Source organism: Pseudomonas typographi (assembly GCF_014694385.1).
In the GTDB taxonomy this organism is placed as follows: Bacteria; Pseudomonadota; Gammaproteobacteria; order Pseudomonadales; family Pseudomonadaceae; genus Aquipseudomonas; species Aquipseudomonas typographi.
Map to the genome: position 1 here is coordinate 29,198 of NZ_JAAOCA010000018.1, position 23,258 is coordinate 52,455.

At 64.1% G+C, this 23,258-nt stretch carries 21 protein-coding genes and 1 riboswitch; of the genes, 8 read left to right on the forward strand and 13 right to left on the reverse strand.

All coding sequences use genetic code 11. The features are described 5' to 3' along the window. Window positions 1-14: 14 nt before the first annotated feature. On the forward strand, window positions 15-941 hold the full coding sequence (locus HAQ05_RS15010; RefSeq protein ID WP_190421958.1) for a bile acid:sodium symporter family protein: 927 nt from the start codon (window positions 15-17) through the stop codon (window positions 939-941). 58 nt (window positions 942-999) lie between these two features. On the opposite strand, the gene HAQ05_RS15015 is transcribed toward HAQ05_RS15010, so the two are convergent. After that, window positions 1,000-2,868: an MFS transporter gene (locus HAQ05_RS15015; RefSeq protein WP_190421960.1), complete on the reverse strand. Its 1,869-nt coding sequence runs from the start codon at window positions 2,866-2,868 to the stop codon at window positions 1,000-1,002. 145 nt (window positions 2,869-3,013) lie between these two features. Then, on the reverse strand, window positions 3,014-4,186 hold the full coding sequence (locus HAQ05_RS15020) for an MFS transporter (protein WP_190421962.1): 1,173 nt from the start codon (window positions 4,184-4,186) through the stop codon (window positions 3,014-3,016). 94 nt (window positions 4,187-4,280) lie between these two features. Here HAQ05_RS15020 and HAQ05_RS15025 point away from each other — a divergent pair, with 94 nt between their 5' ends. The 5 genes from HAQ05_RS15025 to HAQ05_RS15045 all read left to right on the forward strand — a co-directional run bounded on the left by HAQ05_RS15025 (window position 4,281) and on the right by HAQ05_RS15045 (window position 11,582). Then, a complete protein-coding gene (locus tag HAQ05_RS15025; protein ID WP_190421964.1) occupies window positions 4,281-4,826 on the forward strand; it encodes a TetR/AcrR family transcriptional regulator in 546 nt (181 codons plus the stop codon). A 126-nt stretch (window positions 4,827-4,952) separates the two neighbouring features. Continuing rightward, window positions 4,953-8,429: a hybrid sensor histidine kinase/response regulator gene (locus HAQ05_RS15030; RefSeq protein ID WP_190421969.1), complete on the forward strand. Its 3,477-nt coding sequence runs from the start codon at window positions 4,953-4,955 to the stop codon at window positions 8,427-8,429. A gap of 815 nt (window positions 8,430-9,244) precedes the next feature. Next, window positions 9,245-9,469 carry a hypothetical protein gene (locus HAQ05_RS15035; RefSeq protein ID WP_190421970.1) on the forward strand — a complete coding sequence of 75 codons (225 nt, stop codon included), beginning with the start codon at window positions 9,245-9,247 and terminating at the stop codon, window positions 9,467-9,469. Window positions 9,470-9,667: 198 nt separating this feature from the next. Next, the gene (locus HAQ05_RS15040; RefSeq protein WP_190421971.1) at window positions 9,668-10,153 is read left to right on the forward strand and encodes a hypothetical protein; all 486 of its coding nucleotides are present in this window, start codon (window positions 9,668-9,670) and stop codon (window positions 10,151-10,153) included. Between the two features lie 151 nt (window positions 10,154-10,304). Continuing rightward, a complete protein-coding gene (locus tag HAQ05_RS15045; RefSeq protein ID WP_190421973.1) occupies window positions 10,305-11,582 on the forward strand; it encodes an OmpP1/FadL family transporter in 1,278 nt (425 codons plus the stop codon). 45 nt (window positions 11,583-11,627) lie between these two features. Here HAQ05_RS15045 and HAQ05_RS15050 read toward each other — a convergent pair whose 3' ends face one another. The 10 genes from HAQ05_RS15050 to cobO are packed head-to-tail and all read right to left on the reverse strand — an operon-like array spanning window position 11,628 to window position 20,392. Continuing rightward, entirely contained in the window at window positions 11,628-12,350 is a 723-nt protein-coding gene (locus HAQ05_RS15050) for an adenosylcobinamide-GDP ribazoletransferase (protein WP_190421975.1), read from the reverse strand. Continuing rightward, the gene (locus HAQ05_RS15055) at window positions 12,335-12,910 is read right to left on the reverse strand and encodes a histidine phosphatase family protein (protein ID WP_190421977.1); all 576 of its coding nucleotides are present in this window, start codon (window positions 12,908-12,910) and stop codon (window positions 12,335-12,337) included. Before HAQ05_RS15055 ends, HAQ05_RS15050 begins: the two co-directional genes overlap by 16 nt. After that, window positions 12,907-13,956 (reverse strand): nicotinate-nucleotide--dimethylbenzimidazole phosphoribosyltransferase, encoded by a 1,050-nt coding sequence (gene cobT, locus HAQ05_RS15060; protein ID WP_190421979.1) that lies wholly within the window; start codon window positions 13,954-13,956, stop codon window positions 12,907-12,909. Before cobT ends, HAQ05_RS15055 begins: the two co-directional genes overlap by 4 nt. Beyond that, entirely contained in the window at window positions 13,953-14,474 is a 522-nt protein-coding gene (gene cobU / locus HAQ05_RS15065; RefSeq protein WP_190421981.1) for a bifunctional adenosylcobinamide kinase/adenosylcobinamide-phosphate guanylyltransferase, read from the reverse strand. The genes cobT and cobU overlap by 4 nt, the downstream gene beginning before the upstream one ends. Then, complete coding sequence (locus HAQ05_RS15070) at window positions 14,462-15,934, reverse strand: cobyric acid synthase (RefSeq protein ID WP_190421983.1); 1,473 nt, start codon at window positions 15,932-15,934, stop codon at window positions 14,462-14,464. Before HAQ05_RS15070 ends, cobU begins: the two co-directional genes overlap by 13 nt. Beyond that, window positions 15,931-16,914 (reverse strand): threonine-phosphate decarboxylase CobD, encoded by a 984-nt coding sequence (gene cobD, locus HAQ05_RS15075; protein ID WP_190421985.1) that lies wholly within the window; start codon window positions 16,912-16,914, stop codon window positions 15,931-15,933. The genes HAQ05_RS15070 and cobD overlap by 4 nt, the downstream gene beginning before the upstream one ends. Continuing rightward, complete coding sequence (gene cbiB / locus HAQ05_RS15080; protein WP_190421986.1) at window positions 16,907-17,815, reverse strand: adenosylcobinamide-phosphate synthase CbiB; 909 nt, start codon at window positions 17,813-17,815, stop codon at window positions 16,907-16,909. Before cbiB ends, cobD begins: the two co-directional genes overlap by 8 nt. Then, on the reverse strand, window positions 17,812-18,462 hold the full coding sequence (gene bluB, locus HAQ05_RS15085) for a 5,6-dimethylbenzimidazole synthase (protein WP_190421991.1): 651 nt from the start codon (window positions 18,460-18,462) through the stop codon (window positions 17,812-17,814). The genes cbiB and bluB overlap by 4 nt, the downstream gene beginning before the upstream one ends. Further along, window positions 18,459-19,784, reverse strand: a complete 1,326-nt coding sequence (locus HAQ05_RS15090; RefSeq protein WP_190421993.1) for a cobyrinic acid a,c-diamide synthase CobB — start codon at window positions 19,782-19,784, stop codon at window positions 18,459-18,461. Before HAQ05_RS15090 ends, bluB begins: the two co-directional genes overlap by 4 nt. Next, the gene (cobO, locus tag HAQ05_RS15095; RefSeq protein ID WP_190421995.1) at window positions 19,781-20,392 is read right to left on the reverse strand and encodes a cob(I)yrinic acid a,c-diamide adenosyltransferase; all 612 of its coding nucleotides are present in this window, start codon (window positions 20,390-20,392) and stop codon (window positions 19,781-19,783) included. Before cobO ends, HAQ05_RS15090 begins: the two co-directional genes overlap by 4 nt. A 107-nt stretch (window positions 20,393-20,499) precedes the next feature. Further along, window positions 20,500-20,698: riboswitch (cobalamin riboswitch) on the reverse strand. 99 nt (window positions 20,699-20,797) lie between these two features. Between cobO and HAQ05_RS15100 the strand changes: the two genes are divergently transcribed. Beyond that, entirely contained in the window at window positions 20,798-22,099 is a 1,302-nt protein-coding gene (locus tag HAQ05_RS15100; RefSeq protein ID WP_190421996.1) for a PQQ-dependent sugar dehydrogenase, read from the forward strand. A 42-nt stretch (window positions 22,100-22,141) separates the two neighbouring features. Here HAQ05_RS15100 and pyrF read toward each other — a convergent pair whose 3' ends face one another. Next, window positions 22,142-22,837, reverse strand: a complete 696-nt coding sequence (gene pyrF, locus HAQ05_RS15105) for an orotidine-5'-phosphate decarboxylase (RefSeq protein WP_190421997.1) — start codon at window positions 22,835-22,837, stop codon at window positions 22,142-22,144. Window positions 22,838-22,963: 126 nt separating this feature from the next. Between pyrF and HAQ05_RS15110 the strand changes: the two genes are divergently transcribed. Then, window positions 22,964-23,131 carry a DUF2897 family protein gene (locus HAQ05_RS15110; RefSeq protein WP_190421998.1) on the forward strand — a complete coding sequence of 56 codons (168 nt, stop codon included), beginning with the start codon at window positions 22,964-22,966 and terminating at the stop codon, window positions 23,129-23,131. The last annotated feature ends 127 nt before the right edge of the window (window positions 23,132-23,258 follow it).

Consider the following 23,258-nt stretch of genomic DNA (forward strand, 5'->3'; position numbering starts at 1 on the left):
AAATAGGAACAACCATGCGTGCCTTAGCCGCCCTTAGCCGTTTCGTTGGCAACACCTTTGCCTGGTGGGTGCTGTTGTTCGCCATCTTGGCGTTCTTCGCGCCCAGCGTGTTCATCGTGCTCAAAGGCGCCATCGTGCCCCTGCTAGGCCTGGTGATGTTCGGCATGGGTTTGACGCTGAAGCTCGATGACTTCGCCGCGGTGTTTCGCCAGCCCTGGCGAGTGGGGCTGGGCTGCGTGGCGCACTTTGTGATCATGCCCGGCGTGGCGTGGGGGCTGTGCCAGCTGTTCCAGTTGCCGGCGGAGATCGCCGTGGGCGTGATCCTGGTGGGCTGTTGCCCCAGCGGCACCTCATCGAACGTGATGACCTGGCTGGCCAAGGGTGACCTTGCGCTGTCGGTGGCCATCGCCGCGGTCACCACGTTGATCGCCCCGTTGGCCACCCCGGCGTTGATCTGGCTGCTGGCCTCGGCCTGGATGCCGGTGTCGTTCTGGGAGATGTTCTTCTCGATCTTGCAGTTCGTGATGCTGCCGATCGTGCTCGGCGTGCTGGCCCAACGCGTGCTCGGCAACAAGGTGCAGTTGGCGGTGGAGGTGCTGCCGTTGGTGTCGGTGGTCAGTATCGTGATGATCGTGTGCGCGGTGGTAGCGGCCAGCCAGGCGAAGATCGCCGAAACCGGCTTGCTGATCATGGCCGTGGTGATCTTGCACAACAGCTTTGGCTACCTCCTCGGCTATGGCACCGCCCGCCTGTTTGGCCTGCCGCTGGCGCAACGCAAATCGCTGGCGCTGGAGGTGGGCATGCAGAACTCCGGCCTGGGCGCCGCGCTGGCCGCCGCGCATATCTCGCCGTTGGCCGCCGTGCCCAGTGCGTTGTTCAGCGTGTGGCACAACATCAGCGGGGCGTTGCTGTCAACCTGGTTCCGCCGGTTGAAGGATTAACCCGTAGTGTTTTCAGAAAAGGCTGCACCCCGGTGTAGCCAACTTCTTAAATAGCGCACTAACGCCCCTCCCCGCGCAGCACCATCACCCGCTCGCGCAACACACTGGGTACCGATTCTTCCGCCCCCAGGGGCTCCCCGGCGACCACCGCCACGTGCGACCACAAGCGCTTGAATAAGCCCTTATGGGGCGCGCGGCTGAAAAAACTGCCCCACAAGCCTTGCAGTGCCAACGGAATGACCGGCACTGGGCTGCGCTGCAAAATGGTATTGACCCCGCCCTTGAAGGCATCGACCTCGCCGTCGGTGGTGAGCTTGCCCTCCGGGAACACGCACACCAGTTCACCAGCGGCCAGGTAAGCGGCCACGCGCTCAAAGGCCGCCTGGTAAACGGCCAGGTCTTCCGAGTGCCCGGCAATCGGCACGGCCCCCACCGTGCGGAACACGAAATTGAGCAGCGGCAGGTTGTAGATGCGGTAATACATCACGAAGCGAATGGGCCGGCGAATGGCCCCCGCCAACAGCAAGGCATCGACGAACGACACATGGTTGCACACCAGCAGCGCGGCGCCGTGTTCGGGAATGTGCTCAAGCCCATGGTGGCTGACCCGGTACATCGAATGGCCGAGCAGCCAAATGAGAAACCGCGCGGTGAACTCCGGCACGATGCTGAAAATGTACACATTGATGGCGACGTTCATCAGCGATACCAGCAGAAACAGCTGAGGGATCGACAGCCTCACCACGCTGAGCAACAGGATCGCCAGCACTGCCGACACCACCATGAACAGCGCGTTGAGAATATTGTTGGCGGCAATCACCCGGGCCCGCTCGCCCTCGGCGGTGCGCGATTGGATCAACGCGTACAGCGGCACGATATAAAAGCCGCCGAATACGCCCAGCCCCAGAATGCTCGCCAATACCCACCAGGCCGGGCCAATGGCCAGTAGCTGCAGCCAATCGTAGGGCGTAGCGGCTGCCGGCACTTGGCCACTGGCCCACCACCACAGCAAGCCGAACAGCGACAGGCCAAAAGAGCCAAACGGCACCAAGCCAATCTCAACCTTACGCCCCGACAATCGCTCGCACAGCAGCGAACCGAGCGCGATGCCCACCGAGAACACCGTCAGGATAAGCGTGACCACGGTTTCATCACCGTGCAGCCATTGCTTGGCGTAGGCCGGGATCTGCGTGAGGTAGATCGCGCCCACGAACCAGAACCAGGAATTGCCAAGTATGGAACGAGACACCGCTTGGGGCTGGCCTAGCCCCAGCTTCAAGGTGAGCCAGGTTTGCCGGGCGATGTTCCAGTCCAGCACCAGCGCCGGGCTGGCGGCAGGGGCCGGTGGAATGAAGCGGCTGGCCAGGTAACCGGCAACGGCCACCCCCACGATGGCCAACGACACCGCCCCCCCATAGCCCTGGTGGCTCAGTAGCACACCGGCGCTGATGGTCCCGGCCAGGATCGCCAAAAAGGTGCCCATTTCCACCAGGCCGTTGCCGCCCAATAGCTCATCAGCGCGCAACGCCTGTGGCAAGATCGAATACTTCACCGGCCCGAACAACGCCGAGTGCACGCCCATCGCGAACAACGCCAGCAGCATCAACGGCAAATGGCTACTGACCAAGCCGGCGGCCCCTACCGCCATAATCGCGACTTCGCCGAGCTTGATCGCGCGAATCAGCCGGTGTTTAGCAAACTTTTCGCCTAACTGCCCAGCCAACGCTGAAAACAAAAAGAACGGCAAGATGAACAACAGCGCGCAAAGGTTGACCCACACCGTGCGATCCCCGCCCAGGGTCAACTTATAGAGAATCGCCAGGATCAGCGCCTGCTTGAACAGGTTGTCGTTGAATGCACCCAACGATTGGGTAATAAAAAAGGGCAGGAATCTGCGCGTGCGCAGCAGGCCGGTTTGTGAGCGCATGGGCTTAGGGTTCTCGGTTGCCTTTTGATCAGGTACGTTGCAGAAGTCAGCAGCCCATTTTTGGCAATCGTTTTACCACCAAGCCGAGTCGCCTGGCGGCAAAATCCACCGTCAGCATTGTGCAGCAAACATCTGAAACAGCCCATTAGGCGTTGGAACGTGCCGAATCGCTCGCACGCCACATCGCCAGCGCCGACAGCATACACAGCACCAGCAACAAGGTGGCATAACCGTCGCTGGTCACCACTAGGCCAAAGCGCTTGACCAATAGCCCGGCCAGCAGCGCCGGCACGCAAAAAGCCAGGTAGCTCAGCACATAAAACGCCGACATCAGTGCCGCCCGCTCATGGGCGTGAGCCAGGGGGATCACGCTACGTACCGCGCCAGAAAAACTGGAGCCAAAGCCTACCCCGGCAATGAGCGTGGCCACAAAAAACAGCGCCGCCTGCCCGGTGTGCACGGCGAGTAAAAGCAGCACCACCCCAAACGCGAGCATCAGGGTACCGAAGCGCAGCACCCATGCCGGGTTGTGCTGGCGCAGGCGGTAGATGGCCAATGCCCCCGCCACGGTGAGGGTAGCCACCAGGGCGCCGGGCAGCAGGTGGCTGGCCAGCCCCGTGGCCGCGCTAACCAACGACGGCGCCAGCGACAAGAAAAAGCCCCCCAGCGCCCAACACGCGATGTCTACTGGCAACACTTGCCACAAAGCTGCGCGCGCCTGCTGCGGTACCTGTAACGCCGGCACCAGCGAGGCCAGCGCCCCGGGCGCGCGGCTAACGCTTTCAGAGAGCCAAGGGAGCAAGGCCAGTTGCACCACGAACAGCACGGCCATCAGTGCATATACCAGCCGCAGGGGCCAAGGCCCGTACACCACCAGCACGCTACAGCCCAGCGCCCCAGCGGCCATGCCCAACAGGGGCGCCACGCTGTTGAGCAAAGGCCCTTGGGTTTTGTCGCGGTCGACCATTGCGGCGCCCAGCGCACTGGTGGCCATACCTGTGGCGAAGCCTTGCAACACCCGCGCCGCGATCAGCCAGGCGACATTCTGTGCTTGCAAAAACAAGCCCATGGCCAGGCCTTCCAGCACCAGTGCCACCGCGATAACCGGGCGCCTGCCCAAGTGATCGGACAATTTGCCCACTGTCAGCAGTGCCAGCAGCAGGCTCAGCGCATAAATACCGAAAATCAGTGTCAGCATAGCCGGGGAAAAGCCCCAGGCCTGTTGATACAGCGGGTACAACGGTGTGGGTGCGCTGGAGGCCGCCAGCAAACACAACAGAATAAACGCTAGGTAGGCCAGGGAAAGCCGGGGGGACATGGGTGCCTCCTAACAAAAGCTAAGTTTTTGCGTTAGGCGCAGTGTGCGCGGCACCGACCTCTTAACGCAAACCCTTTGTGATAAGCTGCGGCCCATGGCCATTCGAGAACCTATCCGTACCGGTGGGCGCAGCGCCCGCGTGCAACAGTCCATTCACCGGGCCGTATGCGAGTTGCTGGCTACCCAGCCGCGCGAAAGCCTGACCGTGCCCTTGATCGCCAGCCACGCCGGGGTCACGCCTTCGACCATCTACCGGCGTTGGGGCGACCTACCCACGCTGCTCGCCGACGTGAGCCTGGAGCGCCTGCGCCCAGACACAGCCCCTGCGGACACCGGTAGCCTGCATGGCGACCTGCTCGCCTGGGCCGAACAATACGTCGACGAATTGGGCTCCGAACCGGGCCGGGCGATGGTCCGTGACTTCATCAACAGCGGCGCTGCCTGCCAATGCTCGAACCTTCTGCGCGGGCAATTGCAACACATCACCGAGCGCGCCTTGCAGCGCGGCGAACAGGCCCCGGCAGCCGACCTGCTGGTGGACCAATTGGCTGCACCGATGGTGTACCGGGTCGTGTTCTCCGAGCAGTTACCCAGCACCGCGCAGTTGAAGGTTTGGGTCGCACGGGCGTTGGCCAGGTAAGCGCCAGGCAAGCCGATTAGCACTGTATGAGCGCCAAGGCGCTCGCCCACTTCACAGGCTGTTCACCTACCCGCCCCCATGCGAGACTGCCGCCATGCGTGTCCCGTTCTGCCAGCGGAGCCCCTCATGACGTTGTCCAGCGGCCTGATTGCCGTCGTCGCCTTGGCCTATATGGCCATCATGTTCGCCATCGCGTCGTGGGGCGACCGCCGCCGTGCCGCGCTGCCGCCGCGGGCGCGCGCCTGGGTCTATAGTTTGTCGCTAGCGGTGTACTGCACCAGTTGGACATTCTTCGGCGCCGTTGGCCAAGCGGCCGAACAATTATGGGCGTTTTTGCCCATTTACCTGGGGCCGATACTGCTGATGGTGTTCGCGCCCTGGGTGCTGCAAAAAATGGTGCTGATCAGCAAACAGGAAAACATCACCTCGATCGCCGACTTCATCGCCGCGCGCTACGGCAAATCGCAAAGCCTGGCAGTGGTGGTCACCTTAATCTGCCTGATCGGTGTGCTGCCTTATATTGCCTTGCAGCTCAAGGGCATCGTGTTGGGGGTGAACCTGCTGATCGGCGCCAGTGCCGATGCCACTGGCAGCCGCGTACAAGACACTGCCCTGGTGATTTCGCTGGCGCTGGCGCTATTCACCATCGTGTTCGGCACCCGCAGCCTGGACGCCACCGAGCATCACCGCGGCATGGTACTGGCCATTGCTTTCGAGGCGCTGGTGAAGTTGCTGGCGTTCATGGCTGTGGGGGTATTCGTGACCTACGGCCTCTATGATGGCTTCGACGACCTGCTGCGCCAAGCAAGCCTGGCCCCGCGCCTGCAGGCGTATTGGCAGGAGACCGTGAATTGGCCGGCCATGCTGGTGCAAAGTGCGGTGGCGATGATGGCGATTATCTGCCTGCCGAGGCAATTTCACGTGATCGTGGTAGAGAACACCCAACCCGACGATTTGCGCCTGGCGCGCTGGGTATTTCCGGTGTACCTGGGCTTGGCCAGTTTGTTCGTGATACCTATCGCCCTGGCGGGCCAGATGCATCTGCCGGCCTCGGTGCTTCCCGACTCGTTCGTGATCAGCCTGCCGCTGGCCGAAGCGCATCCGGCCTTGGCCCTGTTGGCCTTTCTCGGCGGCGCCTCGGCGGCCACTGGGATGGTGATCGTGGCCAGCGTGGCGCTGTCGACCATGGTGTCCAACGATATTCTGCTGCCTTGGCTATTGCGCCGGCAGAACGCCGAGCGGCCGTTCGAAGCGTTCCGCCATTGGATGCTGAGCGTGCGCCGCGTAAGCATCGTGGTCATCCTGCTGCTGGCCTACGTGAGCTACCGCTTGCTGGGTTCCACCGCTAGCCTGGCGACGATCGGCCAGATCGCATTCGCCGCGATCACCCAACTGGCGCCGGCCATGCTCGGCGCCTTGTATTGGAAGCAAGCCAACCGCCAAGGGGTGTTCGCCGGCCTTGGCGCAGGTATTTTCATCTGGTGCTATACCTTGGTGCTACCGGTGGCGGCCCACGGTTTGGGCCTGCCGCTGAGCACTTTCCCCGGCCTTGCCTGGCTGCATGCCAACCCCTTGCACCTGCCCGCCTCGCCCCTGACCCAAGGGGTGGCGCTATCGTTCGCCGGTAACCTTGCGTTGTTCGTTTGGGTATCGCTGTTTTCCCGCACCCGTGTGGCCGAGCATTGGCAGGCCGCGCGCTTCGTGGGCCAGCAAAGCTACCTGCGCAGCAGCAGCCGGGGCCTGCTGGCAGTGCGGCTAGACGACCTGCTGCAATTGGCCGGGCGCTTCGTTGGCCAGGAGCGTGCACGGGCCAGCTTCAACCGCTTCGCCCACCGCCAGGGTAAGGGCTTCAACCCCAGCCAACGTGCCGATGCACAGTGGATCGCCCATACCGAACGGCTGCTCGCAGGGGTATTGGGTACTTCGTCCTCGCGCGCGGTGGTCAAGGCGGCCATCGAAGGCCATGACATGCAGCTTGATGACGTGGTGCGAATCGCCGACGAAGCCAGCGAAGTGCTGCAGTTCAACCGTGCCCTGCTGCAGGGCGCAATCGAGAACATCAACCAGGGCGTTAGCGTGGTCGACCAGAACCTGCACCTGGTGGCCTGGAACCGCCGCTACCTTGAACTGTTCAACTACCCCGACGGGCTGATCGCCGTGGGCCGGCCCATCGCCGACATCATTCGCTTCAATGCCGAACGCGGCTTCTGCGGCCCCGGCGAGGCGCAGGTGCACGTGGCGCGGCGCCTGCATTGGATGCGCCAGGGCCGCGCGCACACGTCCGAGCGGGTGTTCCCCAACGGCCAGGTGATCGAACTGGTGGGTAACCCCATGCCAGGCGGTGGCTTCGTGATGAGCTTTACCGACATCAGTGCCTTTCGCGAGGCTGAACGCGCCCTCAAGAACGCCAACGAAAGCCTCGAACAACGCGTGGCCGAACGCACCCACGAACTGCGCGCACTGAACCAGGCGCTGAGCGAGGCCAAGGGCACGGCCGAGGCCGCCAACCGCTCCAAAAGCCGCTTCCTCGCCGCGGTAGGCCACGACCTGATGCAACCAATGAATGCCGCCCGGCTGTTCTGCGCAGCGCTGTCACACCAAACCGAGCAATTGCCGCAACCAAGCCGGGAACTGGTCGACCACCTGGATCATTCATTGCGTTCGGCCGAAGAGTTGATCGGCGACCTGCTGGACATCTCGCGCCTGGAAAATGGCCGTGTCATGCCGCAATGTAAGCCCTTCGCCCTGGCCGAGCTGTATGACACCCTTGGCGCCGAATTCCGCGCCCTGGCCCAGCAGCAGGGCGTGGATTTTCGCGTACGTGGCAGCCGCCTGCAGGTAAGCAGTGACATCAAGCTGCTGCGGCGGGTGCTGCAGAATTTTTTGACCAATGCTTTTCGCTACGGCAAAGGTCCAATTCTGCTCGGGGTACGCCGCCGTGGCGCTGCGTTGGAACTGCAGGTATGGGACCGGGGCGCCGGTATCGCCGCGGATAAACTGCAAGTGATCTTCGAAGAATTCAAGCGCTTGGACACCCAGCAAACCCGGGCCGAGAAGGGCTTGGGGTTGGGCCTGGCGATCGCCGACGGCCTGTGCCGGGTGCTGGGCCACCGCCTGGCGGTACGTTCCTGGGTGGGCCGCGGCAGCATGTTCAGCGTCAGCGTGCCACGGGTGCAGGCCGCGCCCCGGCCACTGCGCCCAGCGGCGGAAGAACGCGGCGCGCTCACCGGTTTGCGAGTACTGTGCGTCGACAACGAAGAGAGCATCCTGGTAGGCATGCACAGCCTGCTCAGCCGTTGGGGGTGCGAGGTGTGGACCGCGCGTGACCGCCACGAATGCGAACAGGCGCTCAGCCAGGGCTTGCAACCGCAGTGGGTGTTGGTCGACTACCACCTGGACCACGGCGATACCGGCCCGCAATTGGTGGCGTGGTTACGCGCGCGGCTGCAAGCGCCCATCGCCGGGGTGGTCATCAGCGCAGACGCGCGCAGCGAAACCGTGGCCCGCGTCCAGGCCATGGGCCTGGACTACCTACCTAAGCCGGTAAAGCCGGCGGCCCTACGCGCCCTGCTCAACCGCCAGCGGCAAAAAGCACTGATATAAGCCTGGCGATACGCCGGCGGGGGATGGATGGTGCCGCGTGAGGTAAGGCCCGCAGGGCTCTCAGCCGCCTCTCAACCGCATGCTAGAGAGGCTAAAGGTTACAATCCACAGAAGCTGTGGATAACCTAGTGGACAACGCCCAGTAATATCTCGCAAAGGCTTATGGATAGGGGGCTGGAGACAAACTGTCGATTTTTTCACCAACTAAAAAAAGCGTGTGGTTTCATTGACTTAACCCAGCAAAACAGCGTAGGCCAGGCGGTGCGGTGAATGTGACAGTTTTGCGCGGCGTGTGCACAACGCTTAAAAAAAAGGCAAGGGGGCAAAGCCGAAAGTTTCCTGCTTTTTGTGATCGATTTGGCATAAAGGCCGGCCAAATGAACCGAAGCCCCCACGGCCACTGGCGATATTTACGCTTGCTAAGCGGGCCGATTACCTGTAGGGTTCGCCGCTTGTAAGTACCAAGCTGAAATTCAATTTTTGGCCGCGCAAGTCCCCCTCCAGCTTTTCAGGTATCCGCCGATACCTATTCCTGCTGCCCTGACGGACCCTCCGGCCTTACCTGCGCACCGCACATTGCATACCGCGACGTGGCGCAACGGCAAATTGACCCAGGGCCTTCGCCGAGGATTGAACCGATCCCCTTGCGCTGCCTGGCCTCTCATGTACCTACTGCCGGCGCCTATTCACACAGGCGTCACATGCCGGCCTTATCGTTCCGACGAGTTCTCCGTGCGGCCCACTGTCGGCCGGCGTGATTGGAACGTTTTGATTTCACACGGCTCTGATGCCGTGTCTACGCAGGAACACACAATATGAACCATAACCTACAGGCCCACCAAGCCATCGAAACCTTGACCCACGCGTTTGCGCCGCTCAAGTGCATGATCCTGGCCACCCGCAATGGCAGCTTCAGCTTTACCGTGGTCAATGAGCACGGCGTCGCCCGCCGTAGCGAGCGGCTGTACCCCGACCAATATGGCGCGGCTGCGCCCTTACAGGCCGTGATCGACCGCACCCGCCAGGCCCTGATGGCCTGAGCGCAGGGCCGCATAATCGCCAAGCGGAATATCGGCCACCTTAGGTGGCCGCTAATGTTTTAAAAACAGCCCTTTACCCGCGTAAATTCACACTACACTTTAAGTAGGGTGTGTTTTCGCATGCCCTACGGTGGGCCCTACCGATTCATTGCTGCCAGCGCTGGGCCCGCCACCCTCTATCGAAGGTGCGAGGCGACCATGGGCATTGCCGCAAAGGATTTGTGTCAGCATGTTATCCAACCAACCCTGGCGTACCTTGGCCAACGCCCCCGCCGCAACGCCCAAGCGCTGCTTTTAGGCATCGCCGCCAGCCAAAGCCGGCTCGGCGGCGCCCTGTGCGCGCGCCGCGGCCACGGCCTATATGGCATAGACAAAACTCGACACACCTTGCTGTGGGACCGTTACCTCGCCCTGGACCCGCATTTGGCCAGCCGTGTGCGCGGCCTGGCCAGCCAGCATGCATTCTTCACCGGGCCAGAGTTGGAACTCACGGTGAACCTTCGCTATGCCACAGCCATTGCCTGGTTGCTGGTGCAGCATGAGCACCCGCAGCTACCCCCCGCCAGCGATGTAATGGCTATGGCGCGAATCTGGAAAGCCGTGTTTCACCCGAGCGGGCGCTTGCGCGATTTTGCCGATGCGTGGCGAAATTGTGTTTCAGAACCTGAACACATACTTGACTGAACGCCCAACATCCAAGTTAGGCGTAAACTCACCGAATATACGTTGGATTGTCCTACAAAACCGCTCTAACATCGCAGGTTCGGCCCTATAGCGCAGGGGAAGAAATGTTGGTAATTTGCGTCGTGTTGATCACCGTGGAGTTACAACAACAATGAAAAAAAATATCATGGTCAAATCCAGCCTTGGGCTGGCTGTCACACTCGTATCCTCCCAACTCTTCGCCAGCGGCTTTGCCATTAACGAGCAAAGTATCAGCGGCATGGGCGTGGGCTTCGCCGGGCGCTCATCGTCGGCCGAAGACGCCTCTACCGTCGCGGGCAACCCGGCCGGCATGGCGCGGCTCAAGCAAGAGCAGTTTACGGTGGGCGCGGCGGCGATCTATGCCAAAAGCGATATCAACGGCCACGGCTCGACGTTCGGTGGCAGTAACCAGGGCGACATGGTCCCGTTCATCGGTGTTCCGTTAGGTTACTACGTCAAGCCCCTGGACGATCACTGGGCGGTCGGTTTCGGCGTCTACGTGCCTTTCGGCCTGTCTACCGACTACGAGAGCGGCTTTGCCGGGCGATACTTCGCAGACAAGAGCGTGGTCAAGGTACTCACGTTCCAACCCACCGTTAGCTATGCCTTCAATGACCGGGTGTCGATCGGGTTCGGCCCGACGATCAACCGCATCGAGGGCGAATTGACTTCGCGCACGCTCACCGCCGCGACACCGGGAAGCAACGATGGCGAGGTAAAAATCAAAGGCGACGACACCGCCGTGGGCTTCAACGTCGGCCTGCTGGTGCAAGCGACCGACAAAACGCGCCTGGGGCTGACCTACCATTCCAAGGTCAGTTACAACCTCGACGGCCATACCAAGATTCGCGGCGTGGGTTTCGGCCCTTATACCGGCTCCAAATACGATGCATCGCTGAGCATCGACACGCCGGAGTCCATCGACGCATCGTTTACCCACGAGCTGAACGACCGTTGGACGCTGTACGGTGGCAGCACCTGGACCCGATGGAGCCGGCTCAAGCAAATCACCGTCGAAAATAGCGGTGTGCCGGCACTTTTGGGCGGCAGTGCCGGGGCCATCGGTACCATTACCGAAGAGCAGAACTGGCACGATACATGGGCCCATGCCGTCGGCGTAAGCTACAAGCTCAACCCACAGTGGGTGCTGCGTAGCGGCTTTACCATCGACCAGTCGCCCACCAACAACACCAACCGCTCGCCACGCATTCCCACGGGCGACCGTCGTGCTCTCAGCCTGGGCGCCGGCTACAGCCCAACCCAGAACATGACCATTGACGTTGCGTATTCCTACCTTAAGGAAGAAGACACCAAGGTGAACCTGTACAACGCCTCGAAGGGTGCCTATAGCTCCACCTATAAAAACAGCGCCCATGGCCTGGGGGCTTCGCTGACGTATAAGTTCTAAGGCAGTCGCTGCACCGAACCGCCCCTACCCAGGGGCGGTTCGCTTTCAAGGCAGCGCCAAGGCCCCCGCCACCAGCAACACCGTTTCGGTGAGTTCCAGCAAGGCGCCTGCGGTGTCGCCGGTGCAACCGCCCAGGCGTTTGAGCATCAGCCAGCGCAAGCAAACGAACGCTACTATTCCTGCCCCCACCTGGTGCCACGGCAACCACGACAGTGCCAGCAGCAGACATCCGGCCATTACCCACCAACCCTCGCGGCGCGGCAGGTGTTCGGCCATTGCCTGGCCGAGCCCTTCCTTGCGCACATAGGGCGTGGTCAAAAACAAACCCAGCAGTGCCGCCCGCCCCAACACCGGCACCAGCCACCAAGCCGCACCGTGGCCTAACAACGCCAGCAAGGCGCACAACTTCAGCAGCAAAACCAATATCAAGGCGACCACCGCCATGGGCCCGCTGCGTGGGTCTTTCATAATGGCCAGCGTACGTTCGCGGTCGCCGAAGCCCCCCACCCAGGCATCGGTACTGTCGGCCAACCCATCCAAGTGCAGGCCGCCGCTGAGCCATACCCAGGCGGCCAGCAGCAGCGCTGCGTGCAACAACGGTAGCCGGTCGCCAAGTAGCACGCTCACGGAACCCAGCAACAGGGCGAACACACCGCCTACCAGCGGGTAGTAAAGCAGTGAACGGCCAAGCTCCGTGGCCTTGGGCCTGCCCGCCAAGCGCACCGGTAGGCAGGTGAGAAACTGCACGGCAATCAGCAGCGGCCGCACGGTTCTACCTCCTGCCAGGCGCCAGGCTCGCCTTCGAGGGTGAACAACTCTCCATGGCCCACGCTGACTTCCAACAGGCGCTCGGGGGCCATCCGCCGCGCGGCGGCGAGCAACAGGCGGATCACCCCACCGTGGGTCACCACCAGCAGCGCTTCGCCCGGGTAGGCCACCGCTAACCCATCGACAGCGCGCCACACGCGCTCGGCGAATGCCGCCACAGGCTCACCGCCCGGCGGGGTAGCGCCGTAGGGGTTGGCCCAGAAGCGTGCCAGCGCCTGCGGGTCGCGCTCATGCACCTGCGCTGCGCTGCAGCCTTCCCATTCGCCGAAGTGAAGCTCGCGCAGCGCCGGCTCGATCAGTAGCGGCAGCGAAAGCGTTTCGGCAAAGCGCACACACCGCTGCAACGGGGAACTCACAACACGCGCCCAGCCGCCCCGTCCGGCCAACGCCGCGCGCATCTGTGCCCAGCCCGCGGCGGTCAGCGCATCGTCAAGGCTGCCGCGAAAGCCCCCACCCCGCGTGGTTACGCCATGGCGCAGCAGGCTCAGGCGCAGCGTCACGCCGGGCGGTCCGCCACGGCGGCTTCGGCGAACGTCGCCATTTGCCCGTGCAGGTCACAGGCCAACCGCAACAAGGGCACCGCCAAGGCCGCGCCGCTGCCTTCGCCCAGGCGTAATCCCAAGGCCAGCAGCGGTTCGGCTTGCAGCGCCTCAAGCACCGCCCGGTGGCCAGGCTCGGCGCCTTGGTGGGCAAACAGCAACCAAGGCCGGGCCGACGGGTTCAGGCGCACAGCCAGCAATGCGGCAACGCTGCAAATGAAGCCGTCGACCAGTACGGCGATGCCAGCCTGGGCACAGCCAAGATAGGCCCCCACCAATGCAGCTATTTCGAAACCACCCAGGGCCAGCAACTGCTCGAAAGGCTCGGTAACCCCGGCATGCCGGGCCAATGCGCGGTCGATCACCCGGGCCTTATGCGCCACACCGGCGGCGGCCAAGCCAGTGCCAGGCCCGGCGAGTGCTACGGCGGGGCAACCCAGCAGCGCACAGGCCAGGGCGCTGGCGGCGCAGGTATTACCGATACCCATTTCACCACCGATGAACACCTGCGCGCCGGCCGTGTGTGCACGAAGCGCGGCCTCGCGCCCCGCCGCCAGCGCGAGCTCGCCTTGGGCGGCGGTCATGGCCGGCCCCTGGGTGAAATTAACAGTTCCCGGGCCAATGTTCAGGTGGCGCACACCGGGCAGTTGCAGGGCATTAACAGTGCCCAGGTCGATCACCTCCAACGTGGCCCCCAACTGACGGGCCAGCACGCTGATCGCAGCGCCGCCGGTAACGAAATTCTGCAGCATTTGCCCGGTAACCGCCTGCGGGTAGGCTGACACCCCCTCGGCGACCACGCCATGGTCTGCGGCGAAGATCGCCACCCAGACCCGCTCGGCTTGGGGCTTGAGCTGGCGCTGCAGGCCCGCCAGGCACACTACCAACTGTTCGAGCTGGCCCAGTGAGCCCGCCGGTTTGGTCAACTGCCGCTGGCGTTCGCTGGCCGCTTCGGCAGTTGCAAGGTCAGCTTGCTGGCAGGGGTTCAACCACCAGGGGTGGGTCATAGTGCAGGTCCTTTAAGGGTCAGGGGCAAGCCGGCCACCGTCAGCACCACACGGTGGCAGCGCTCGGCTAGGGCTTGGTGCAAAAGCCCGGCGTGGTCAACGTAACGCCGGGTCAATTCACCCAGGGGTACTACCCCCAGGCCTGTTTCATTGCTAACGAATACGATCTCACCCGGCCAGCCAGGCAGGCCATCGAGCAAGGCTTGGCATTCGGCCTGCAGTCGGGCTTCGTCGCCCAGCATCAGCAGGTTGGTCAGCCACAAGGTCAAGCAGTCAACCAACAGGCATTGGCCAGGCAAAGCCAGCCGGGCCAACGCCCCGGCCAAGGCCAAGGGCTCCTCTACCAAGCCCCAGTGTGCCGGGCGGCGTTGGCGATGCAGGCGCACCCGTTCGTTCAGTTCGCCATCCATTGGCTGGCTGGTGGCGATGTAGGTAACAGGCAAGCCGCTGGCGGCGGCAAGCTGTTCGGCCAGGCGGCTTTTACCGGAGCGTGCGCCGCCCAGGATCAATTGGTGCATGGCGTGGGAACCTCACAAAGCGCACGCAGCCGCGCGGTGTCCAAGTGTTGCTCGACCAGGTCGGCCAGCCGTTCGATGTCGCGTTCGCGCAGGGCGTGGTAATCGACCGCCTGCACCTGTTCCAGGCCGGCCCAGCGCAGCAATGCGGCGCAGCTTTGGGTGCCCTCGAACAACCCGTGTAAATAGGTGCCCAGCACCTGGCCGTCGGCGCTTTGCGCACCCTCGTTGCGACCGTCGGCCAGTTGCACGGCCGGGCGTGCAAGGGCGGCGCCTTGGCTGACACCGGCATGGATCTCGTAGCCGGCGACAGGCGCACCACCCAGGCATAGGTGCCCGGCCACATTACGCAGCTGTTTGTGTGCTTCAAGCGTGGTATGCAACCGCAGCAACCCGAGGCCGGTACTCTCCCCGGGTGGCCCTTCCAGGCCCAGGGGGTCGGCGATGCGCTCGCCGAGCATCTGCAGGCCGCCGCAAATCCCGAGCAGCTTGCCGCCATAGCGCAGGTGCCGGGCGATGGCCTGCTCCCAGCCTTGCGCGCGCAATTGCGCCAGGTCGCCGCGTACACTCTTGGAGCCGGGCAAAATGATCAAGTCCGCCGGTGGAATGGGCTCACCAGGGCCAATGAATTGTATGTCTACCTGGGGGTGCAGGCGCAGCGGGTCGAAATCGGTGTGGTTAGACAACCGCGGCAGCACCGGCACGATCACTTTCAAACGCTGCGCAGCGGTATCCCCAGCCTGGCGCCGGTCGAGGCCGTCTTCGGCCTCCAGGTGCAGGTCGGCAATGTATGGCAACACCCCCAGCACCGGTTTGCCGGTGTGCGCCTGGAGCCAGTCCAGGCCCGGTTGTAGCAGGGCGATGTCGCCGCGAAAACGGTTGATCACAAACCCTTGAACACGCGCCTGCTCGCTTGGCGAGAGTAACGCCAGGGTGCCAACCAAATGGGCAAACACCCCGCCACGATTGATGTCTGCGACCAAAATCACCGGGCAGTCGACCGCCTCGGCAAAGCCCATGTTGGCGATATCGCCGTCGCGCAGATTGATTTCCGCCGGTGACCCGGCGCCCTCGACCATCACCACCGCGTACCGTTGCGCGAGGCGCTGGTGAGAAGCCAGCACCGCCTCCATGGCGATGGCCTTATAGCGGTGATAAGCCACCGCGTTCATGTTCCCCACCGCTTGACCATGGACGATCACTTGGGCGCCGGTTTCGCTGTTGGGCTTGAGCAATACCGGGTTCATATCGGTGTGCAGCGGTAACAGGCAGGCCTGCGCCTGCACCGCCTGGGCGCGGCCGATTTCACCGCCCTCGGCAGTCACTGCGCTGTTGAGCGCCATGTTCTGCGGTTTGAACGGCACCACCGCCACGCCTTGGCGCTTGAGCCAGCGGCACAGCGCCGTGACCAAGGTACTTTTACCGGCATCGGAAGTGGTGCCCTGCACCATCAGTGTGGTCATGGCGCGAATGCCTCCAACGCCTGAGCCAGGCGGGTAAAACCGGCCTCATCGGGCGGTAGGCCGAAACGCAGGCTGCTGTCATGGTGGAACAGCCGCAGCAGGATACCGCGCGCGCCCATGTGTTCGTAGAGGGCCAGCGCATGGGCAGTCGAGAGCCACTGGAACAGCGCACAGCCGCCTTGCGGTGTTAAGCCATGGGCCACCAGCAATTGCCCCAGGCGTTCGCTCGCGGCCAGGCTGCGCTGGGCCTGCCGCTGCTGCCCCACGGTGTCGGCCAGGCAGGCCCGGCCCACTTCGCGCGTGGGGCCCGGCACCGCCCAGGGCCCTAACTGCTCGGCGAGCAGCTGCAGCAGCGGTGCCCCGCCCAGCGCAAAGCCCAGGCGCACCCCGGCAAGGCCAAAGAACTTACCGAACGAGCGCAGCACCAGCAACCCCGGGCGCTCGCTGTAGGGGCTCAGGGACAGCGCCGGGGTGGTATCCATGAACGCTTCGTCGACCACCAGCCAACCACCACGCTGGCTCAAGCGAGCATGCCACTGCAGCAGTTGGTCGGGCGGCAGCAGGCGCCCGGTCGGGTTGTTGGGGTTGACCAACACCAGCACGTCGAGGGTTTCGAGAAAATAATCGACTTCGGCGTCGGCGATTTCCCGCACCACGTGCCCGCCCCGCCGCCAAGCCTCAGCGTGCTCGGCATAGCAGGGCGACAACACCCCCACCCGGCCCGGCCGGCGCAGCCGTGGCAACGCTTGAATGGCAGCCTGGGAACCGGCCACTGGCAGCGCCTGCGTCGCGTTGTAATAGCTACGGGCGGCGGCTTCCAGGCCATCGTCCGCCTCCGGCAAGCGGGCCCACGCCTGCGGCGCGATGGTCGGAATCGGAAAAGCCCAAGGCGCTAGGCCCGTGGACAAATCCAGCCACTGCTCGCGGGCGATACCGAAGCGCGCCGCCGCGGCGCCCAGTTTGCCGCCATGTTCAAGCATAAAAAGCCGCCCCCGCGCACAGTATCAACACCCACAACCCTACACCGCGTTGCACCAGTTGCCAGCCATGCTCGATGGATGCCGCATCGGCGGCCGGCCCTTCGCCGAGCACCGCGCGGTCATGGCCTTGGCCGTGGTAAACGGCCGGGCCGCCGAGTTCCACGCCCAGCGCTCCGGCGCCAGCGGCCATCACCGGGCCTGCGTTGGGGCTGTCCCAGTAAGGGGCCTGGCGTTGCCAGCAGCGCAGTGCCAAGGCGGTTTTGCCCAACAGCGCATAGGTCAGCGCAACCAACCGTGCTGGCACATAATTGAGTACATCGTCGATACGCGCCGCCGCCCAGCCAAAGCGCTCGAAGCGTTCATTACGGTAGCCCCACATGGCGTCAAGGGTGTTGCTCAGGCGGTACAGCACCACCCCGGGCACGCCGGCCACGGCGAACCAGAACAGCGCCGCGAACACCGCGTCGTTGCCGTTTTCCAATACCGATTCGGTGGCAGCCTTGGCCACACCGGTGGCATCGAGGGCTTCGGTGTGGCGGCTGACCAAAAAACTTACCGTGCGCCGCGCTTCAGGCAAGTCGTTGCCACGCAGCGCCTGGGCTACCGGGGCCACGTGCTCGCCGAGGCTGCGTAACCCCAGCGCCAAATACAACACCCCTACCGCCACTGCGTCGCCCACCACGGGCAACCATGACAACAGTGTGCACAGGGCGGTTAACGGTATGACCGCAACGCCCCAGGCGGTCACGCCATGGCTGCGCCAACCACGGCCTGCGCTGTTGAAGCGTTGCTCCAGGCGCCCTGCCAGGTGGCCGAAGCCCACCAGCGGGTGCCAGCGCCGCGGCTCGCCCAGCAGCAGATCGAGCGCCAGCGCCATGGCGCAGGCCAGGGCAATGCTCATGGGTGCTGGCCCCACTGGTTTTCGAAAATCATGTCGGCCAAGGGTTTTTCCGCCGCCCAATGCTCCAGCACCAACATGGGCGCTGGGTAGAAAGCCTTGACCGGGCCTAGGCACAGTACCGCCAGCGGCTTGGCCCCCTCGGGCATCGCCAGTAGGCGGGCCAATGGCGCCGGCTCGAACAGCGACACCCAGCCCAGCCCCAGGCCTTCGGCGCGCGCGGCCAACCAAAGATTTTGAATGGCGCAGGCCAGCGAGGCCAAATCCATTTCAGGCAGGGTGCGGCGGCCGAACACATGTTGCTCGCGCCCGTCCATCAGGGCGGCCACCCACAATTCGGCGCAGTCGAGTACCCCTTCGACCTTCAGTTGCATGAAGGCATCCGCGCGCTCGCCCAGCGCCTCGGCGGTGCGCACCCGCTCGGCTTCGACCAAGTCGTGGATACCTTGGCGCAGGGCCGGGTCGCTGACCCGCACGAAACGCCAGGGCTGCATCAAGCCGACGCTAGGGGCCTGGTGCGCGGCTTGCAGCAAGCGCTCCATCACCTGCGGCGCCACCGTGCCACCGGTAAAGTGGCGCATGTCGCGGCGCTCGCCGATGGCGCGGTATACCGCCAAACGCTCGGCGGCGGTAAAGCTGTGTTCGTTCATGGCGCATGGCCTGGCTGCTGCGGGGCCTGGCCGGCAAACAACGCCGCGGCCGCCGCCGGGTTGGAGGGGAAATAAAAATGCACATAGGAGGCCGTGAGCCGCCCGCTGCGGTACACCGCTTCGGCACCACGGCCGCCGTTGGGGCTGCTGCCCACCGCCAGCGGCACCAATGGGGTGCGGGTCAGCGAATGGTGGAAGGTGTGCCCGCGCAGGTTACCCTCGGGCAAGCAAACCTGTTGCAGCGCCAGGGCCGCCAAACGCGCCTGCATGGTCGCCTCACCGGGTAGCAGCCCGAGCAACTCGGCGCTGTGACCGTCGACGTCGGTCAGCCGTTCGAGCAGGTAGAGCATGCCGCCGCATTCGGCCAGCAACGGCTTGCCGGCCGCGTGGTGGGCGCGGATCGCCGCCAGCATCGGCGTGTTGGCGGCCAATGCGCGGTGATGCAGCTCCGGGTAGCCGCCTGGCAAGTACAGCGCATCGCACGGTGGCAACGCCGCCTCGGCGAGCGGGGAAAAAAAGCTCAGCGCGGCGCCTTGCCGGCGCAGCACATCCAGGTTGGCCCGGTACACAAAGGCAAACGCCGCGTCTTGGGCCACCGCGATGCGCCGGCCAGCCAGCAATGGCACCAGCGGCTCGGTGGCCGGCGCATCGAAGCACACCGGCGGCGGCAACAGGTGTTGGCAACTGGCGGCCAGGGCGGCAGCGGCAGCGTCCAGGCGCTGTTCCAGGTCGGCCAGCTCACCGGCCTGCACCAAGCCAAGGTGGCGGCTGGGCAGTTCGATGCTGCTGTCCCGGGCCAAGCCGCCATACCAGCGCATCCCCGGCGGCAGGCTGCCTTCGAGCAATTGGCCATGGCGGGCGCTGCCCACCCGGTTGGCGAGGACACCGGCAAAGGGTAACCCCGGCTGATAGCTGGCCAGGCCCAAGGCCAGGGCGCCGAAGGTCTGGGCCATGGCCTTGCCATCGATCACCGCCAGCACGGGCACGCCGAAGTGGCGGGCCAGGTCCGCACTGGACGGGGTGCCATCGAACAGCCCCATCACCCCTTCGATCAGGATGATGTCGGCTTCACCGGCCGCCTCCCAGAGCAGGCGGCGGCTTTGCTCGGCGCCGACCATCCACAGGTCGAGTTGGTACACGGGCGCACCGCTGGCTTGCTCAAGAATCATCGGATCAAGAAAGTCCGGGCCGCACTTGAATACCCGCACACGCCGGCCCTGTTGCCGGTGCAGGCGCGCCAAGGCCGCGGTCACGGTGGTTTTGCCCTGCCCCGAGGCGGGCGCCGCCACCAGCACTGCCGGGCAATGGCGTGCCGGGTTCACAGCTCCACGCCTTTTTGCGCGCGGATGCCGGCGGCGAATGCATGCTTGACCAGGCCCATTTCCGTAGCAGTGTCGGCCAGTTCGATCATCTCGGGTTTGGCGCCGCGGCCGGTGACGATCACGTGCTGCATCGGCGGGCGCGCCTGCAGATCGCCCAGCACCTGGTCCAGATCAAGGTAACAGTGCTTGAGGGCGATGTTGAGCTCATCGAGTACCACCAACTGCACGCCCGGGTCGTTGAGTATTTCACGGGCCTTGGCCCAGGCGGCCTGGGCAGCCGCGATGTCACGCTGGCGGTCCTGGGTTTCCCAGGTGAAGCCCTCGCCCATCACATGGTAGGTGACTTCATCGGGAAACCGCCGGAAGAACCGTTCTTCCCCGGTGCTGTTGCGGCCCTTGATGAACTGCACCACGGCGCAGTGCATACCATGGCCCAGGGCCCGCGCGAGCATGCCGAAGGCCGAACTGCTCTTGCCTTTGCCATTGCCGCTGAGTACCAGCAACACGCCACATTCATCGGGCGAATGGGCGATGCGTTCGTCGATTACGGCTTTTTTGCGCTGCATGCGCGCCAGATGGCGCGCGTCTCGGTCTGTGGTGTCGCTCATCAGGGCTCTCCGCGGCGCCGCCGGGGCATGCACCGACGAACGCCCACGGCCCACAGGGGCGATGGCCGCTTCACGTCGATGCCGCTCGCACCCGCGCGGCCATGGCTGGAATCAAAACGTGACAGGCCGGTCTCCGGGCTTGATGAGTAGGGCGTACCGCAATGCCCACGTGCCAGGCGCCTTCCCGGTTTCCCAGTGGCCTGTGGCTTGGCATCAACTCATTTACCGTTGCGGGGGCAGCGCCGGTTTCGCACCGGCTTCCCAGTTTCACCCAACACGCTGGGCACCTGAAACGAACCGCGAAGGTTAGAGCCTGGCGCGGGTAGCGTCAATCGAATGAACCCAAACACTGGGCACGCTTTCCAATTTTTCACTGCCAATCCCAAACGCGAAAAGGATAGCCACATGCGACATGCCCTGCTGCCCCTTTGCCTGCTACTGGCCGGTACCGCCCAAGCCGACGGCACCGCCCTGCCCGCCGGCTTCGGCCCCAACCCCACGTTGCCCGCGCCGGAAAAATCGCTGATCCCCACGGTGAACACCGCCCCGGCGGTGGGTTGGCCGCAGGGCGCAAAGCCGGTGGCCGCGCCAGGCACCCAGGTGGCGGCGTTCGCTGAAGGCCTGGACCACCCGCGCTGGCTGTATGTGCTGCCTAATGGCGACGTACTGGTGGCCGAAACCAACTCACCCCCGAAGCCAGACGACAACAAGGGCTTGAAGGGTTTGGCCACTAGCGTGGTGATGAGCCGTGCCGGTGCCAACGTGCCCAGCCCTAACCGCATCAGCCTGCTGCGCGACCGCAACGGTGATGGCGTGGCGGAAACCCGCACGGTGTTCCTGCAAGGCCTCAATTCGCCGTTCGGCATGGCGCTGGTGGGCAACAGCTTGTATGTGGCCGCCAGCGACGCCTTGTTGCGCTACACCTACACCCCCGGCGCCACCAGCCTCGAAGGGCCCGGTGAAAAGGTCGTCGACTTGCCAGCAGGCAAGATCAACCACCATTGGACGAAAAACGTCATCGCTAGCGCCGACGGCAAGAAGCTGTATGTGACGGTAGGCTCCAACAGCAACGCGGCCGAAAACGGCCTGGAGGCCGAAGAAGGCCGCGCGGCCATTTGGGAAGTGGACCCGGCCAGTAAACAGCAACGCCTGTTCGCCTCCGGCCTGCGCAACCCCAATGGCCTGGCCTGGAACCCACAAAGCGGGAAGCTGTGGGCGGCGGTGAACGAGCGCGACGAACTGGGCAACGACCTGGTGCCAGACTACATCACCTCAGTTAAAGACGGCGGCTTTTACGGCTGGCCCTTTAGTTACTGGGGCCAACACGTAGACACCCGGGTAACGCCGGGCAACTCCGAGAAGGTGCAACAAGCCATCGCCCCGGATTACGCGGTGGGTGCCCACACCGCCTCGCTGGGGCTGATGTTCGCTGAGCAAGGCGCCTTGCCAGCGCCCTTCGACAATGGCGCGATCATTGGCCAGCACGGCTCATGGAACCGTAAACCGCACAGTGGCTACAAGGTACTGTTCGTACCGTTTACCGATGGCAAACCCAACGGCGCGCCGGTGGACCTGTTGACCGGCTTCCTGGACAAGGACGAAAACGCCCTCGGCCGCCCCGTGGGGGTGGTGGGCGACCATAAAGGCGGCGTGTTGGTGGCCGATGATGTCGGCAACAAAGTGTGGCGCATTACCGCGGCGAAATAAGCGAGCCCGCCGTCGCTGCCGACGCCGGCTGGCAGGGGCGATTTACAACTGCCCGGCAATCTCCCGCAACGCCGCGCCCGGATCCGCTGCCTGGCTGATCGGCCGGCCGATCACCAAATAATCGCTGCCGGCCTGCAACGCCTGGCGTGGGGTGAGGATACGGCGCTGGTCGTCCTGGGCGCTGCCGGCCGGGCGAATGCCCGGGGTGACCCGCTGTAGGCCTGGGTGCGCGGCTTTCAGTGCCGGTGCTTCGAGCGCCGAGCACACCAGGCCATCCAGGCCGGCTTTTTCCGCCAGCGCAGCCAGGCGCAGCACCTGCACCTGCGGCTCTACGTCCAAGCCAATACCGGCGAGGTCTTCGCGCTCCATGCTGGTCAATACGGTGACACCGATCAGCAACGGGTTGGGCCCTTGGCGCTTGGCCAGCACCTCACGGCAGGCAGCCATCATGCGCAGCCCACCGGAACAGTGCACGTTGACCATCCACACGCCCATCTCGGCGGCGGCCTTAACGGCCATGGCGGTGGTGTTGGGAATGTCGTGGAACTTAAGGTCGAGGAACACTTCGAAACCCCGGGCGTTGAGGGTTTCGACAATGCCTGCCGCACTGCTGGTGAACAATTCCTTGCCCACTTTCACCCTGCACAGGGCCGGGTCGAGTTGGTCGGCCAAGGCCAAGGCGGCTTCACGAGTGGAGAAATCCAGGGCGACGATCACAGGCGTCTGGCAGGCGGGCATGGGCGGGCTCTCTAGGCTTGACTGAAACGGCGCGCATTGTAGCGGATTCGCCTGGCGCTGGGGCACACTCCGTCAGCCGGAACCAACTGCCGGCGGCCCGGCTCTGAACAATAAAGGAGACACCCCATGCCCTGGTACGCTTGGCTTATCTTGGTGCTGGCGATCGGTTCGATCGTTGGCGGCCTGCTACTGCTGCGTGAAAACGCAGAAAAACTGCCTTTAACCGAAGAGCAACTTAAACGTGTTCATGAGCGCAATGCACTGGCGGACGCCAAGGATGCGCAAGATCGATGACCTTAGCCACGGGTGATCGGTACTCAGGCCGTTAGAGGACGGTACGCGGCCCCGACGCTTGATCGGATTGCCCAGGCGGGCCTATGGCCAGATGGTTTATCCCGAAAAACCCTGAGCGAGCCTGTTG

Bases quoted from the DNA above. Each gene is read 5' to 3' on its own strand.
- HAQ05_RS15010 (WP_190421958.1), top strand. From the start codon at position 15: ATGCGTGCCTTAGCCGCCCTTAGCCGTTTCGTTGGCAACACCTTTGCC.
- HAQ05_RS15015 (WP_190421960.1), bottom strand. From the start codon at position 2,868: ATGCGCTCACAAACCGGCCTGCTGCGCACGCGCAGATTCCTGCCCTTT.
- HAQ05_RS15020 (WP_190421962.1), bottom strand. From the start codon at position 4,186: ATGTCCCCCCGGCTTTCCCTGGCCTACCTAGCGTTTATTCTGTTGTGT.
- HAQ05_RS15025 (WP_190421964.1), top strand. From the start codon at position 4,281: ATGGCCATTCGAGAACCTATCCGTACCGGTGGGCGCAGCGCCCGCGTG.
- HAQ05_RS15030 (WP_190421969.1), top strand. From the start codon at position 4,953: ATGACGTTGTCCAGCGGCCTGATTGCCGTCGTCGCCTTGGCCTATATG.
- HAQ05_RS15035 (WP_190421970.1), top strand. From the start codon at position 9,245: ATGAACCATAACCTACAGGCCCACCAAGCCATCGAAACCTTGACCCAC.
- HAQ05_RS15040 (WP_190421971.1), top strand. From the start codon at position 9,668: ATGGGCATTGCCGCAAAGGATTTGTGTCAGCATGTTATCCAACCAACC.
- HAQ05_RS15045 (WP_190421973.1), top strand. From the start codon at position 10,305: ATGAAAAAAAATATCATGGTCAAATCCAGCCTTGGGCTGGCTGTCACA.
- cobT (WP_190421979.1), bottom strand. From the start codon at position 13,956: ATGACCCACCCCTGGTGGTTGAACCCCTGCCAGCAAGCTGACCTTGCA.
- cobU (WP_190421981.1), bottom strand. From the start codon at position 14,474: ATGCACCAATTGATCCTGGGCGGCGCACGCTCCGGTAAAAGCCGCCTG.
- HAQ05_RS15070 (WP_190421983.1), bottom strand. From the start codon at position 15,934: ATGACCACACTGATGGTGCAGGGCACCACTTCCGATGCCGGTAAAAGT.
- cobD (WP_190421985.1), bottom strand. From the start codon at position 16,914: ATGCTTGAACATGGCGGCAAACTGGGCGCCGCGGCGGCGCGCTTCGGT.
- cbiB (WP_190421986.1), bottom strand. From the start codon at position 17,815: ATGAGCATTGCCCTGGCCTGCGCCATGGCGCTGGCGCTCGATCTGCTG.
- bluB (WP_190421991.1), bottom strand. From the start codon at position 18,462: ATGAACGAACACAGCTTTACCGCCGCCGAGCGTTTGGCGGTATACCGC.
- cobO (WP_190421995.1), bottom strand. From the start codon at position 20,392: ATGAGCGACACCACAGACCGAGACGCGCGCCATCTGGCGCGCATGCAG.
- HAQ05_RS15100 (WP_190421996.1), top strand. From the start codon at position 20,798: ATGCGACATGCCCTGCTGCCCCTTTGCCTGCTACTGGCCGGTACCGCC.
- pyrF (WP_190421997.1), bottom strand. From the start codon at position 22,837: ATGCCCGCCTGCCAGACGCCTGTGATCGTCGCCCTGGATTTCTCCACT.
- HAQ05_RS15110 (WP_190421998.1), top strand. From the start codon at position 22,964: ATGCCCTGGTACGCTTGGCTTATCTTGGTGCTGGCGATCGGTTCGATC.